Genomic DNA, 15579 nt, shown 5'->3' with positions numbered 1-15579 from the left:
GATAAAAAAGGACCTCACTAGAAGGCCCTTATTGGGAGAATTCTAGCGCCGCTTTGCTTAACAAAGGAGTGTTATAAGTATTCCTCATAACCCCATAGATTGTTTTTACCAAAACAATCTATTCGGCGGTGATTGCCTTTTCTTACTTTCACAGTCTGTCGACTCCAGTAAGTACTCATCTGCACCGCTACCTCTAATATTTATCTTTTCGTATTCATGATAGCACTGCTTGAATAATTGTCAAGTTTATCTTTGACTATAAAATAAAAAAGGCTATAATTTATAAGGAAAAGAGGTCGTTATGAAGGGACTTTTATGTATAAACAAACCACAAGACATGACATCATTTGATGTTGTAGCTAAAGTTAGACGAATCATGAATGCGAAAGTGGGTCATGCCGGAACCTTGGATCCAATGGCAACAGGCTTACTTATTATCGCTGTGAATCAAGCCACCAAGGCTTTACCTTATCTTGGTCTTGAAGATAAGGTGTATCACGGAAAGTGTCAGATGGGACAAAAAACTTCGACTGGAGATATTTGGGGAGACGTTATTGAAGAAAAGCCAGTACAACCATTCACTGAAGCACAAATTTTAGAAGTGTTTCAATCACTAACTGGTCCTCTAAATCAAAGAGTTCCGAAAGTATCTGCGAAAAAAGTCGACGGAAAGCGTTCCTATGACTATGTATTTGAGAATAAAGAAGTAAAACAGTTGTATACTGATATTGAAATTTATAAAATAGAGTTATTGTCATTTGATGAAAACACAATAGAATTCTTAGCACATGTCTCAAATGGAACGTATATTCGAACCCTGTGTGAAGATATCGCTGAGAAGCTAAATAACCTCGGTTCAATGAGTTATCTAGAACGTACTCGGGTAGGTAACTTAACTTTGGACGATGCTATTTCTATTGATGAAATTCAACCGGATACAAAGCTATGGAATGTCAAAGATTCGATTGCACTTCCGAAAATCATAAACGATAAATTGGAAGATTATGTAAAAAACGGTAAACGGCTTAAATTAAACACGCCTCATGATCAGGTATTGGTTGATGCAGGGGAGTACTATGCTGTTTACCAACGAGAGAAAGATGAGACATTTAAGTCAGTGAGAGGGTTATGGTGATGAAAGAAACACGTATTAAAGATCGTTTACAACTTGTAGAAAAACGCGATGAACTTGTCGCATGTATTGGTTATTTTGATGGACTTCACAAGGGTCACCAACTTCTTATTAATGAAGTTAAGGACGTAGCAAAAGAACGTGGACTCAAATCCGCAATTATTACATTTGATCCAGATCCGTGGACAGTCGTCAATAATAAATCACACGTTAACCATTTAACGCCAATGCGCGATAAAATTGCACTTGCTGAATCAATGGGCATTGATCATTTAATAATTATAGAGTTTACGAAAGATATCTCCAAACTTGAACCCATTGAATTTGTAGAAACCATTTTAGTACCTCTGAATGTACGAGTACTCGTTTGTGGTGAAGATTTCCGATTCGGATACCGTGGTGCTGGTAATGTTGCGTTCTTACAAGAACATGCTCGTTATTATTTTGATACACATATCATGGAAATTGATTACTCTGTTAATAAAAAAATTGGAACTACAGCTATTGTTCAATCCTTACTTAAAGGAGATATCGAATCAGCGAATGACATGCTTGGACGTGAGTATCATCTATCTGGTTTCGTTGTGAAAGGCCATCAACGTGGGCGTGAAATTGGATTTCCAACTGCGAATATTGAAATCACTGATGAATACGTGATACCTCAAGAAGGTGTCTATGCAGGGTACGCAACAGTTCGAGGTAAAACATACCGCTCACTTATTAGCATTGGTCATAACCCAACATTTAATCATTCTGTTAAGTTATCTGTAGAATCTCATTTGCTTGATTTTGACGAAGATATTTATGGAGAAGTGATATCCCAAACATTTGTTTCATGCCTTCGTGAACAAATCAAGTTCGATTCAATCGATGCATTAATTGTGCAAATGAACGAAGATAAAGAAAAGGCTGTGAAATTATTCGATGAAATTGAATCCGCAATATAAGAGTATGCTCGAATCTACATTTGGTGCCGATTTATCACACCAAATTGAAGAAGCATATAATTTAGAATCTGTACATGGTTATCGTATGAATTCTTTAAAAATGGTTAACCCCTTTGAAAACGACATACCATCGCCATTAAATAGTGATGTGTACCTTCCGAATCAATACAGTCGGTTGGTAACACATCCTTTTCATCATGCAGGAGGGTATTATATTCAAGACCCATCTGCCTCAATGCCAGTTGTAGCTTTGAATTTACAGCCAACTGATCGAGTGCTTGATTTGTGTGCTGCACCAGGTGGTAAATCTACGTATATTTTAACTAAAATATCTGAAGGTTTTTTAGTTGCAAATGAAGTGGATAGCAAACGGAATCAAAAGCTTTGTCATAATTTTGACCGTTGGGGCCATGAAAATGTGGTGGTGGTTCAAAATAGTACTGAACAAATTGCAAAAGCATTACCCAATTCCTTCGATAAAGTGCTTCTTGATGCTCCGTGTAGTGGGGAAGGCCTTTTCCGTCGTGATCCCGAATTCGCACTTGAGTATCAGCCTCAAAATGCAATGGGATTTGCAAAACTGCAAAAAGAATTACTGGAGGATGCCTATCAGTGCGTTAAGGATGGTGGAACACTCGTTTATTCAACCTGTACGCTAAACCTTCATGAAAACGAAGGTGTGATTAAACACTTCTTAGAGAGTCATCCTGAGTGTTCTCTAATTCCTCTCAATTTACCTGAAGGTCGTGAAGGGTATGAAGGTTTTGGAAAGAGTGTTACACGATATTTCCCATCTGCTGATGCGGAAGGTCATTTTATCGCAGCACTTAAGATTCATAAGCATGAGTCAGAAAACGAATTAACATTTAAGCCATTCAAAGAATCATCGTTCGACTTTTTTGATCGTAAAATTGAAGGCCATTTTATTTCTAAAGGGGATGTTGTTTATGGACTCAAAAATAGAGGTGCATTTAAATCCTCTTTAAATATCAAACGTGACGGTGTCCTTATGGGTGTTATGAAGAAAAAGCACTTTGATTACGATCATGCACTTTCTCAATCTGTTTCCTTTAAAAATGATTTTGAGAGTATTGAACTTTCCCTTGAAGATGCTTATCGCTATCTGTACGGTCATCCAATTAACACACCCATTAAAGGAATACATTGTGTAACCTATAACGGACTTTCACTAGGGTTTGTAAAAGGGGATGGGAAACGTGGAAACAATCGCTATCCAAAAGGACTTCGTAATCGTTTTGAAGACTATTCTTATTAAAGAATATGGTAAAATGAGGTTATGGAGGACGATATGGTAGTTAGTAAACGAACAGTAAATACAAATATACGAAATAATTTATTAGATTATACCAAAGAAGTCGTTGCATTATTCCTTGAAGATCACCAGTCTTTGCGTTTTTATGCGTTTGCATTAGATGTTAATACAGAGACAGGGGAAATTGATTTATCAATGAACACTGATTTTGATTTTTATAGAAAGTTGCGATATTTCGAAGTCAATGACCCAAAAGCTAACTGTGATTGCGACCTGTGGAAAATGAATATGCGCTTCGATACTTTGAACTGGAATTATCAAGGTATTGGAAGTATTGAGCCGGTAGAGTCGGAGTTGTATAGCCATTACTATGCAAATGACCCTGATGGATATCTTGAGGTCATTGAAGGTGTTGTCCGTGAATTTAAGAAAACACCCGTATTTAAGAGAATTCCCAAAACAGACCCATTCAATTTGTTGGTTCGAATTGATCATGAATCGCTTGAAGCATACTGCAATAGAACGGAGATTTCGCTTCAAACATTTGCAATTCAAGAAGGGAATGTTTAGGGGGTTTTTATTTCCTAAACCTCTACTTGATACAGTGAGAACGTACCGGTTTCTATTTTCTTTGAGTTGAATTAGAAATTACCTAAGCGTGGGAATTGAGATGATACTGTCATTTTTTTAAAAAAATAACGGTAAGGGGAGAAACATTAAATAACTTAAGGAGTCGAAATACATATGATTGAAGGAATAAGTCATTTAACTTTTATAGTAAAAGATCTAGATAAAGCAAAAGCATTTTTTGAGGGTGTTTTTGGCGCTAAAGAAGTTTACTCTTCAGATGGTAAATACTTTTCCATATCTGAAGAAAAGTTTTTCTTGATTGGGGATATCTGGATTTGTGCGATGCAAGGCGAATCTGTAGAAAGATCATACAATCATACAGCTTTCAAGATTGACGAAGACAGTTTTAATATATATTACCAGCGGATTACAGATTTGGGACTAGAAATCAAAACAGGACGACCAAGAATTGATGGAGAGGCTTCATCTTTGTATTTTTATGATTATGATAATCACTTATTTGAGCTCCATACAGGTACTTTGGCAAATCGTCTCAAAGTTTATTGAAAATAACACATTCTGATTCAGTCAAACTAGTTTAACTTGAGACTATATAACTTAATAACATTCGTCTGAGATTACTTAAAGAATTACATATATTTTTCTTTAAGTAATTCTGAAAATAGATTTCCTGGTTATTTAGCCTAAGGCTTCTTAGGAAACTTCTTTAGTTTCTAATATATTTCTGTTATAATGACTTTAGTAGGTGATAAATATGGCAAATGAATATGTATTAATTCAACCTCAATCAGAAGGATTGGGACAAATTGCAGTTTCAATTAATGTAATCAATCACATTGCTGCGATTACAGTTAACGAAAGTAAGTATGTTTTCTTTGAAGACGGAACCGGCAAAAAGTCGTTGTCAGTTACAAGTGAAAATGGTCATGCTAAAGTTGACTTAAAAGTAAGAGTGCAATATGGTCGAGACGTTGAAAGAGTCTGCCGTGGATTACAAGATGAACTACATCGTAGCATTGCTACAATGGTTGATTTTGATGATGTTGATATCAACATCAGTGTTGTAGGATTTAAGTTTAACTAGAAGCAGATATCTGCTTCTTTTACTGTGGAGGGTTAGTTATGTCGCGTGTTATCGAACGCCAAAATGCAATGTCAGTAATCTATATTCACTTAATGCGTGAAATGTCAGTTGAAGAAATACTCGCTGATAATAAGTTTGTGACTTCAATTGGTTATGTTATGTCTGAAGAAGACAACAATCCTGTAGATTCATATTTGGATTTACAAGATGAAGACGAAGTAGAATTCAAAATTGAAACATTTTTACCTCGTTTTAAATTAGGTGCTGAAATGCATGAAATTGTGAGTCGTGTTGAATCACGTAAAGAAATTTATGGTCGTGCGATTCAGCATTATCTTAAAAATTGGCGCTTTGATCGTCTTGGATTTATCGAACAATCTGTATTACTTTTAGCATGTGCTGAGCTTGAATTGGCATACCAACCTAAGGAAGTTATTGTCAATGAAGCAGTACGCCTTGCTAAAGAGTATGGCGACGCCGATTCATATAAATATATTAATGGAGTCTTAGACGCTCTATGATAAAGGATGCTCAAACCGTATCGGAATTCGTACGTGATTTGAAACATGTGATACAAAATCATCCTTCTTTTAATAATGTCACACTGATCGGTGAGCTTTCAAACTTTAAAGCTCATCATAGTGGACATTTTTATTTTAGTTTAAAGGACGATAAAAGTCGGATTAACTGTGTCATGTTTCGAAGTAAAGCACAGTCTGTTCTTTTTAAGCCGAAAGATGGCGATAAAGTAATTATTAGTGGCGCATGTGAAGTGTTCGAGGCTAATGGTAGTGTTCAGATTTACGCATCACGTATGAATTTGGATGGACTGGGTGATCTTTATATACGATATGATGCCCTCAAGAAAGAACTTGCTCAAAAAGGATATTTTGATGCTGCTCATAAGAAACCAATTCCTAAATTTCCAGAACGCATTGCAGTCATTGTTGGAGAGAACTCTGCAGCGTATGCAGATATCAGCAGAACCTTAAAAGAAAGATGGCCACTTGCTGAACAAATTGATTTATTAGCATACGTACAGGGAGAGTTTGCAGTTAAGAGTATTGTGACTCAAATTGAAAAAGCACAAAACCTTGGAGTAGACACCATTCTACTAGGACGTGGGGGAGGTTCGATCGAGGATTTATGGGCTTTCAATGAACTTGAGGTTATTGAAGCTGTCTATAATTGTACGATTCCTATCGTGACTGGGATTGGTCATGAATCGGATGAAACAATTAGCGACTACGTCTCCGACTATCGTGCAGCGACACCGACTGCAGCTGCCGTATATGCAACTCCCAATGCTAAAGAACTCGAACAAGTTTTCCGTGATTACAAAAATCGTTACTACATTGCGGTGCGTAATAAATATCTTAAACAATCTCAAAATCTCAAACACATTATCGGATCAAGTAAACTCGCTGACCCCGTTAAATTTGTTGAACTCAAGCAATATCAACTTGATATGTTACAAGGTCGAATAACTCATCAAATTCGTATTTTTGATAGCTTGAAAAGGGAATTAAATGAAACACAATTAAATTTAACTAACCTTATGAATACCAAAATTATGCGCCGAGAACAAATGCTCGTATCTCATGAAAGAGACTTTGGCTTCTACCTAAATCAACAATTAACCCATCAAAAAAATAAGTATCAAATTTTAGATACAAGACTCTCAAGAATCACGGCTCAACTGGACCAAAAAATTGTCTTGAACCAAAAACAAATATCTCAATTAGATGCCCATAACATCACACAAATGAGAAGGGTTCTCAACTTGAAACAAAGCCGTTTTACCGATATACTTAAGGTAATGAGCAGTCGTAATCCACTGGCTATAATGGCTCGAGGATATGCTCTAACAAAATCAAACGACACACTGATCACAAGTGCTCATCAGGTCTCAATCGATGATGAATTGACACTTGAATTTGAAGATGGTATTCTCACGTCACGTGTCATTCGAAAGGATTATAAAAATGGAAAATAAATTTAATTTTGAAGAAGCAATGGCTCGTCTTACAACAATTGCTGATGAACTTGAAAAAGACAGTTTGCCTCTTGATGATGCGATAAAACTTTTTGAAGAAGGTTTAGAATTATCGAAGATTTGCCAAGAGAAACTTTCTGAATACGGGGAAACAGTCAAAGAACTTGTTCAAAAAAATCAAGGGGAGAAAAATGATTAACTTAATTGAAACAAATTTACTGAAAACTTTAGAGATTTATCCTGAATCGACTGTTAAAGATTCAATGACATACTCACTAATGAGTGGTGGTAAACGTATTCGTCCCAGACTTCTATTATCGTTATTGAACGATCTCGGTGGCGATATGAATCAAGGACTTTATCCTGGGTGTGCGCTCGAGATGATTCATACTTATTCATTAGTACATGACGATCTTCCTGCGATGGATGATGATGACATGAGACGTCACAAACCAACAAATCATAATGTATTCGGTGAAGCAATGGCGATACTAGGTGGTGACGGTTTGCTTACTGCTGCCTTTACGACCCTTGCACAATCTGATTTAAACTCAAATATCAAAGCATCTTGTATGGAAATTCTTGCTCGTAATGCTGGTTCATTAGGCATGATATTAGGTCAAGAATATGATATTAAAAACGAGATACACAATCTGGATGCGTTAATAGCTTGCTATGAGTTAAAGACAGGATGTCTCTTTGCCTCAGCGCTCGAAATGGCGACGGTCATTGCGGGTCAACCTGAAAAACAAACAGACGCTCATGATTTAGGTTTTAAATTGGGAGTTTGTTTCCAATTCCAGGATGATCTCCTTGAAGTAACGAAAACAAGTGAAGAAATTGGAAAAAGTGTCCAAAGTGATGCTGACCGAGAAAAGGTTACCATTGTGAGTTTATTAGGACTTGAGGCAGCTCAAGAACTTACACAATCATATTTTAACGACATTGAATCGTTACTTTTAAAACTTGAGTTAAAAGATTCTTATTTAAAAGACCTCATTGAAGAAATGATGATCCGTAATTTATAGGAGGCGGTTATCTTGAATCAATTCGAAAATCCAATCGACTTAAAAGAACTTTCAGTTAAAGAAATGAATAAAATTAGTGATGAAATCGCTAGTTTTTTAGCTTCGAAATCTCGTTTTGATATTGAAACAATTATTAAAAATTTAAATGTTCTTGAAACTACAGTAGCACTTCATCATGTTTACGATTTTCAAAGAGATCATTTAATTTTTGATGGTGGTACTCAAGTTCTTGTTCATAAAATCTTGACTGGTAGAGCTTCAGAACTTGAATTAAGAACCAATACTCCTATCTATCTTGATCCGACTAATCCTTATGATGCATATAAAGGAGGAGACATTGGAGAGGGTCTAGGTGTTGCACTGGGTTATGCACTTAATGATAATGGTAGAACTGTTATTATGATGGATGATAATGCACTCAATTATGGCTTAACATATGAAACATTAATGCAAATTGGTCGTTTGCAACCAGATCTTACAATCATCTTGATTGATGAACAACAATCTTTACTACGTCATTACTCGTCTGTAGATTCTTTGGTTAAATCAATCCGTATTAGTAAAACCTATACTGGATTAAAAAAAGATATGAAAGCCATTTTAGATTCCAATGCCTTTTCAAGACCGTTACTTACGACACTTACAAAGATTCGAGATGCTGTTAAAGAAACAGTCCTTGAACCTACAATTTTTACCCAATTCGGAATTAACTATCATGGGCCAATTAATGGACAAAATATGAATGAGCTTATCAAAGTGTTTGAATTATCAACAAAGTTCAGTGGACCCAATATTATTCACGTCCAGACACGACTCAAACACCGAAGTGAAAGAAAACTAGAGTTCCCAGCTTTCAAAACGGATATGACACGTCCTGAAAACTACACCACGACTCAAGAAGCATTTGATGAATTGCTATCAGCTGAAGCTAAAGTACGCGATAATCTCTTCGTATTAGCAGATACCATTTCAATTCAGGATCACTTTATTGATTTTGCATTGCAAAATACACAGAGTTATCTGAGTACATCAGGATCTACACAATCCTTAGTTACAATAGCAGCAGGTATGGTAGAATCTGGAAAACAGGTCGTTTTGATGATGAAATCATACCGATTCTTAGAAAGTTATCCGCAACTTGTAAATCAGTTTGTTTTAAACAAACTCCCCATTACAATTTTGATTTCTGATTCAGGACTTTCGCCACAAGGAGAGTATTATAAACAAGGGATTATGAACCCTAATTATTTTGATAATATTAATATGTACACGGGTTCCTCAATTGGTGAAAATTACCAATTGCTTCAACTATTATTGAATGAACCTGGAATCAATGTTTTAAACTACAGTTCCGGATACGAAAAACTTGTAGTAGAAACAGCACCTGATAATTTATTAGAAGGATACTTTGCACTTCCATTAAATGATGACTCAAATGGTGTTGTAATAACATTTGGCAATTCTGTTCAACAATTCAAATCACGAATTTCTAATAATGAGTTAAATATAGCATTATATAATGCTATTGATATGAATCATGTCGATGATGTAGTGATCGAAGCCCTTATCAGACTTAATAAACTTGTCGTCGTATATAATACTGAGTCGACAAATAATGCGTTGTATCATAATATTCAAGAATATTGTGCAGCAACCCACCAATTTCTCAATCTTAAGTTAATTGATTTAAGCAATGTCGATCTCAATGCATCCTCAAAGGATATCAAAACACGCAATCATCTTCATGTTGATGATGCATTAAAACTCTTCACTTTGAACTAAAAGAAAGGATACCGCTATGTTAAGTCAACTCAGTGTACATAATTATGTATTAATTCAAAATATTGATGTCGAACTCTCTAATCAGTTTAATGTTTTCACTGGTGAAACGGGCGCAGGGAAATCACTTCTCGTTGATGCTCTGAATTTTATATCAGGGCAACGTAGTGGCGCTCATGTCGTGGGAAACCACGACACTTTTGCACGTGTAGAAGCAATCTTTATTATGAGTGATAATGATCCCATTCATGATAAGCTTCATGAATACGGCTTATACGAAGAAGATCATGTCATGATTGTCTCACGAGAAATGAGTCAAGAAGGGCGCAGTGTGTGCCGCATAAATCAAAGACTTGTGAATTTATCTGTAGTAAAAGATGTCTTAGAAGGTATCTTAGATATTCATTCACAGCACGAAACTCAATATTTATTGGATGCGAAGAACCACGGACTCTTACTAGATCGGTACGCAGGCAATGGTTCATTACATCAAGATTACCGTGACGAATATCGTCAATACTTAAAATTAGAAAAAGAACGGGATGCCATCATGAATAGTGATATCAACCCTGATGAGATTGATTTCGCAAAGTTTCAGTTAAAAGAAATTGAGGCCATTCAACCAACTGTGGATAACTATGAAGAAATTGCAAGCAAACTTGAAACCATGATTGCTTTTGAGAAGAATAAGGCTAAATGGAATGAACTCGAAGCGGTCTTTAATGGCCGTATCTCGGTTATGGATACGCTTTATGATGGTATGCATATTATCGAAGGCATCGCAAATGAAGAACTTGTTCAAGCTTACAAAGATGCCTATTTTTCATTAGAAAGTGTTTATGAATCCATTCAGAAGATAAACAACAATACCCAGTTCGATGAATACGAATTTAATCGTTACCAAGAGAGAATGATGCAATACACAGCTTTAAAACGAAAATTTGGTAGCGTCGAAAATGCTTTAGAGAAACAAGAAGAGTTGCAAATTCGAATTAAACAAGCGGATAACTATGACGAGTTTCTAGAAGATATAGAAATTGAATTAAAACACCAAAAAACAGTTTGTGAAGAACTAGCTTTACAAATTAGAAAAGTGCGTCAAAGGGCAGCGAAAGAGCTTGAAGAACAAATTGTTATTCAATTAAACGAGTTGCTTTTAGAAGAAGCTCAGTTCGAAATTAAAATATCTGACAAAGAACTATCTCATGATGGCTATGATACGATACAATTCATGGTTAGCATGAATAAAGGGATGGCTTTAGCACCACTCGATAAAGTCGCGAGCGGGGGAGAACTTTCGAGATTGATGTTAGGATTGAAAGTAATCTTCTCACAAATATACGGAATTTCCACTCTTGTCTTCGACGAGATAGATACGGGAGTAAGTGGTCGTGTTGGACTTCGAATTGGTGAAAAAATGAAGGCTTTATCAGAAACAACCCAAGTGTTATCCATTACACATCTTGGCTCGGTAGCAGCTTGTGCCCATCATCACTATTTAATTGAAAAATCACACGATGATCAATCCAGTATCACTTCGATTAAACAAATCGATGAAAAACAAAGAATTCAACAAATTGCGCTTATTATGTCGGGAAATGATTCTGACAATTCACTCAAGGCAGCAGAAGAAATATACCAGTTAGGACAACAATTTTAATGGCAGTAATTTTACATATTGATATTAATGCATTTTATGCAAGTGCTCATGCGGTCGTAGAGCCTGAACTTGCAGGCAAACCACTCGTGGTTTGCAGTAATCACCGTGGTTCTGTTATCACTACTGCTTCTTATGAAGCACGAAAATTTGGCATCAATTCAGCGATGCCTCTTTCTTATGCACAAACGCTTTGTCGAGATCTTGTGGTAGTTCCAATCGATTTCTCGTTGTACCAAGATTTGTCTTCAAAATTTATGAATATTATTCGCTCCTATTCAACACTGATGCAGCCTGCAAGTATTGATGAGTGTTATGTTGATGTAACCGAAAAGATTAAAGAATACGAACGACCTTTAGATCTTGCATATGAAATTCAGACACGCGTGTATCGCGAATTAAAGTTGCCCATTTCGATTGGTGTTGCACCCAACAAATTCCTAGCAAAGATGGCAAGCGATATGGAAAAGCCCAAAGGAATAACGGTTCTTAGAATTCGTGAGGTACAGTCAAAGTTGTGGCAATTACCGATTGAAGACATGCACGGAATTGGCTCTAAAACTGTTCCAAAGCTTCAAAAAATGGGCATAAAAACAATTGGAGATTTAGCACAGGCTAATGAAGATAGTTTACGAAATACTTTAGGTGTTAATACGCAAAACTTCATCAATAAAGCAAATGGAATCGATAGTAGCCCCATTGAAACCGACACAACGGCCAAATCCATAGGTCAATCGAAGACTTTTACACATCCAATGGTAGAATTGGATGAAATAAGAAATGCTATTTTATTTGAAATCAAGGAAATAGAACGCAGACTTCTTAACAGAGATATGGTAGGAAAGACAATTACTTTTTCTATTCGACTTCAAAACTATAAGACTGCTGCGCGCTCGATTACCCTGGATGAACCAACTCAATCAAGTGATGTAATTTTCGAGAAAGTTATGGGTCTTTATGATGAATTTGATGGTTTAGATGGTGTTACATTCATTTCTATTTCATTATCTAACCTTGTTTATAAAGATGAAATAATCGAACAACTCAACATCTTCGATGACTTGACTGAGCCAACAGTAAATGATATTATTTCACGTCTTAATCAAGAATTAAAGCAAGATGTATTTAAGACACCACGTTCGCTTTTAGAAAAGAATTCGAAATAATTCACAAGTTTCATATATAGATAATAAGGCATTCTATAGCGGTTATTTCTACTTATACAACCGTTTCAGATGTCTTTTTTCTTGTTTCCAAGTTGACTTTATTTTCAAAAGTTGTTATCTTGGAATTAGAAAAAAGAATAAGCTCATTACGAAATGGGCGAAAGTGTACCTAGGGTTCCGAAACTTAAGTTTGCTGGTCCAAGCGGTACAGACATGAAGATGTCACACCTAAGGGATAAAAGCCCAGAGGGGTAGGTTTCGCTAAGCCTACCCACTCTGGGCTTATTTTATTTTTCTTATCACCTTAGGAGGACAAGGAATGATATTGAAACAAGCAGGTAAGACAAAAGATGTCTACCAATGCGATGGTATGAACTTGTTATTGAAGTTTAAGGACGATGTTACCGGAGAAGACGGTGTTTTTAACCCGGGCGCTAATCATGTCGGACTTACAATGGATGGCATTGGCAATGAAAACTTGAGAATGTCAAAATACTTCTTTGAGCTTATTAATCAAAGTGGAATTTCAACACACTTTGTGAGTGCGGATTTGAACGATAATACAATGATTGTTAAAGAAGCTCAGGTTTTCGGTCAAGGAGTAGAAGTGATTTGTCGTTATGTTGCTAAAGGAAGCTTTGTTAAGCGCTACGGAGCATATATCGAAGATGGACAACCACTGAATGCATATGTGGAGATGACTCTTAAAGATGATTTACGAGAAGATCCACTTATTACTTCACAAGGACTTGAAATCCTCAATATTATGGATTTAGAGACTTATAACTTAATTACAAAAATGACACAATCAATCTGTAAATTAATTCAGGAAGAATTACACAATCACGACTTAGATTTATTGGATATCAAACTCGAGTTTGGTCTCAATACGCAATCAAATACTATTATGCTTATCGATGAAGTTTCGACAGGTAATATGCGTGTTGCTAAAAACGGAATCGTTTTAAAACCGTTCGAGTTGTCACAATATTTTTAAGGGGAGTTATACTGTGATTGTTTTTTTTGTTGTTTCTAACTCCTATTGAGGGTAGCGATAGGGTATCTGACTTATATTCTAGGAGGAAATTATGGGTCGAACCATTATTACAGAACGTTTTTCTAACTACAACCACGAAGGTCGTAGACTTGTTATTGAAGCTACAAATTACTTAAAACTACAAACACTTAAATCCGTGAGAATTCTTCACGTATTTGAGATTGAAAATGCAAATTCATTCGAACTCGATACAATCAAAAACCAAATTTTTAAAGAACCTATTGGTATTATCTACGATAGTGTACCAAGTTTACCAAGAACTCATTTCAAGATAAAACATATTTCAGGACAATATGATTTTATCGAAGACCAAGTTGAAGAAATGGTTCATACCATGCTCGGATTCAATCATATTTCTATCACACATTCATTAATTTATTCACTAGAAAGTATCACATATCAAGAGTTTGAAATATTTCGGGATTATATTGTTAATCCATTAGAAATGGAACTTGTCACTGAAGATGAGAATAACAGTGTAACAAATTATGCTGAAAACGAAACTTTAGGACTTGGCATGGATCAGGCAGATCTTGATTATGTATTTCAAGCTTTTGAATCTGAGAATAGAGTACCGAATCAATTAGAGCTTAAAATCATTGATACATACTGGTCTGATCACTGTCGTCATACAACATTCAACACCGTGCTGGACGATGTTTCTATCGAAGGAACATACACAGATCTCATTTTAAAATCTTGGAATTCGTATCTGGAAACTAGAAAGTATCTGAATCGAACGAAACCCATAACACTCATGGACCTTGCAACGATCAATGCCAAAGAAATAAAGAAAAAAGGATTTCTTGAGGATTGGGATATATCAGAAGAAGTGAATGCAGCGAGTATTAATGTTACTTTGGATAACCAAGAGACGCTACTTTTATTTAAAAACGAAACTCACAATCATCCTACCGAAGTTGAACCTTATGGCGGTGCATCAACTTGTATTGGTGGTGGTGTAAGAGATCCATTATCCGGAAGAGGGTATGCTTATCAAGCTATGCGTATTAGTGGTTCCAAAAATCCAACACTTTCATACAAGAAAACGCACCCTCTAAAATTATCATCACGTAAAATCTGTCAAGATGCTGCTTTAGGTTATACCGATTATCTGAATCAGATGGGTATCGATGGGGGATATGTTAAAGAATATTATCATGATGGCTTCGAAGCAAAAAGACTTGAACTGGGGGCTCTAATCGCTGCAGTTCCTAAAGAAGATGTTCAAAAATCAATTCCTGAATTGGGTGATTGTATCATTCTAATTGGTGGTAGAACTGGACGTGATGGGTTGGGTGCCGCGGTTGGGTCATCATCAGCATCAACAAAACGCAGTTTGAGTTCAGTTGGCGCTGAAGTTCAAAAGGGTAATCCGGTTTTAGAACGAAAAATTGTTCGCTTATTTAAAAGACCTGAATTTTTAAAACGTATTAAACGTTGCAATGACTTTGGAGCGGGTGGCGTTAGTGTAGCAGTAGGTGAACTTGCAGAAAGTTTACGAATCTATTTGGACCGTGTGCCCCTCAAATATCCTGGACTCTCTGCTGAAGAAATTGCGCTTTCGGAATCTCAGGAACGCATGGCTATCGTTGTTGCAAAAGACGACGTTGAATTCATGTTTCGTGAAGCATTTTTTGAAGATCTCGAAGCTACTGTCATTGCTGAAGTTACAGACACTCAAAAATTAGAAATGTTTTATGATAACTCGTGTGTTGCAGCTATTACTCGGAATTTTCTTGATAGCAACGGTGTTTCTAAACATCAAAATGTATTGATGCAAAGCCACGAGGTTCAATGCGAAATGGATCCTTTGAATAAAGCGTCGCAAAGGGCCTAAGAGAGCAATTTAATGGTCAATACTTGGAT

15 protein-coding genes and 1 riboswitch are annotated in these 15579 nt (G+C 36.1%); all 15 genes read left to right on the top strand.

Translation table 11 applies throughout. From position 1 onward, the window contains the following. Positions 1 to 35: 35 nt before the first annotated feature. Positions 36 to 204: riboswitch (Lysine riboswitch) on the bottom strand. A 97-nt stretch (positions 205 to 301) separates the two neighbouring features. The 15 genes from truB (at position 302) to H9L01_RS08130 (ending at position 15550) form a co-directional block, all read left to right on the top strand. Continuing rightward, complete coding sequence (truB, locus tag H9L01_RS08200) at positions 302 to 1135, top strand: tRNA pseudouridine(55) synthase TruB (protein ID WP_187533476.1); 834 nt, start codon at positions 302 to 304, stop codon at positions 1133 to 1135. After that, positions 1135 to 2079, top strand: a complete 945-nt coding sequence (locus tag H9L01_RS08195) for a bifunctional riboflavin kinase/FAD synthetase (RefSeq protein WP_187533475.1) — start codon at positions 1135 to 1137, stop codon at positions 2077 to 2079. The genes truB and H9L01_RS08195 overlap by 1 nt, the downstream gene beginning before the upstream one ends. Then, positions 2057 to 3355, top strand: coding sequence for a methyltransferase RsmF C-terminal domain-like protein (locus H9L01_RS08190; protein WP_187533474.1), 1299 nt, complete (start codon positions 2057 to 2059; stop codon positions 3353 to 3355). Before H9L01_RS08195 ends, H9L01_RS08190 begins: the two co-directional genes overlap by 23 nt. Positions 3356 to 3388: 33 nt before the next feature. Further along, entirely contained in the window at positions 3389 to 3922 is a 534-nt protein-coding gene (locus H9L01_RS08185) for a DUF4303 domain-containing protein (protein ID WP_187533473.1), read from the top strand. Positions 3923 to 4096: 174 nt separating this feature from the next. Beyond that, a complete protein-coding gene (gene fosX, locus H9L01_RS08180; protein ID WP_187533472.1) occupies positions 4097 to 4489 on the top strand; it encodes a FosX/FosE/FosI family fosfomycin resistance hydrolase in 393 nt (130 codons plus the stop codon). A gap of 208 nt (positions 4490 to 4697) precedes the next feature. Then, positions 4698 to 5027 carry an Asp23/Gls24 family envelope stress response protein gene (locus H9L01_RS08175; protein ID WP_187533471.1) on the top strand — a complete coding sequence of 110 codons (330 nt, stop codon included), beginning with the start codon at positions 4698 to 4700 and terminating at the stop codon, positions 5025 to 5027. Between the two features lie 38 nt (positions 5028 to 5065). Next, on the top strand, positions 5066 to 5548 hold the full coding sequence (locus H9L01_RS08170) for a transcription antitermination factor NusB (RefSeq protein WP_187533470.1): 483 nt from the start codon (positions 5066 to 5068) through the stop codon (positions 5546 to 5548). Then, complete coding sequence (gene xseA, locus H9L01_RS08165) at positions 5545 to 7023, top strand: exodeoxyribonuclease VII large subunit (protein ID WP_187533469.1); 1479 nt, start codon at positions 5545 to 5547, stop codon at positions 7021 to 7023. The genes H9L01_RS08170 and xseA overlap by 4 nt, the downstream gene beginning before the upstream one ends. After that, a complete protein-coding gene (gene xseB / locus H9L01_RS08160) occupies positions 7013 to 7222 on the top strand; it encodes an exodeoxyribonuclease VII small subunit (protein WP_187533468.1) in 210 nt (69 codons plus the stop codon). Before xseA ends, xseB begins: the two co-directional genes overlap by 11 nt. Continuing rightward, complete coding sequence (locus H9L01_RS08155) at positions 7215 to 8051, top strand: polyprenyl synthetase family protein (protein ID WP_187533467.1); 837 nt, start codon at positions 7215 to 7217, stop codon at positions 8049 to 8051. Before xseB ends, H9L01_RS08155 begins: the two co-directional genes overlap by 8 nt. 12 nt (positions 8052 to 8063) lie before the next feature. Beyond that, complete coding sequence (locus H9L01_RS08150) at positions 8064 to 9833, top strand: 1-deoxy-D-xylulose-5-phosphate synthase N-terminal domain-containing protein (RefSeq protein WP_246448964.1); 1770 nt, start codon at positions 8064 to 8066, stop codon at positions 9831 to 9833. 16 nt (positions 9834 to 9849) lie between these two features. After that, positions 9850 to 11490: a DNA repair protein RecN gene (gene recN, locus H9L01_RS08145; RefSeq protein WP_187533466.1), complete on the top strand. Its 1641-nt coding sequence runs from the start codon at positions 9850 to 9852 to the stop codon at positions 11488 to 11490. Next, complete coding sequence (gene dinB, locus H9L01_RS08140; RefSeq protein WP_187533465.1) at positions 11490 to 12653, top strand: DNA polymerase IV; 1164 nt, start codon at positions 11490 to 11492, stop codon at positions 12651 to 12653. The genes recN and dinB overlap by 1 nt, the downstream gene beginning before the upstream one ends. A gap of 319 nt (positions 12654 to 12972) precedes the next feature. Continuing rightward, positions 12973 to 13650, top strand: a complete 678-nt coding sequence (locus tag H9L01_RS08135) for a phosphoribosylaminoimidazolesuccinocarboxamide synthase (RefSeq protein WP_187533464.1) — start codon at positions 12973 to 12975, stop codon at positions 13648 to 13650. A 91-nt stretch (positions 13651 to 13741) separates the two neighbouring features. Next, on the top strand, positions 13742 to 15550 hold the full coding sequence (locus H9L01_RS08130; protein ID WP_187533463.1) for an AIR synthase-related protein: 1809 nt from the start codon (positions 13742 to 13744) through the stop codon (positions 15548 to 15550). Positions 15551 to 15579 lie beyond the last annotated feature (29 nt).

This window comes from Erysipelothrix inopinata (genome assembly GCF_014396165.1).
Lineage (GTDB): Bacteria > Bacillota_I > Bacilli_A > Erysipelotrichales > Erysipelotrichaceae > Erysipelothrix > Erysipelothrix inopinata.
The sequence above is the reverse complement of the archived record's forward strand: the minus strand, read 5'-3'. Positions and strand labels throughout refer to the sequence as shown.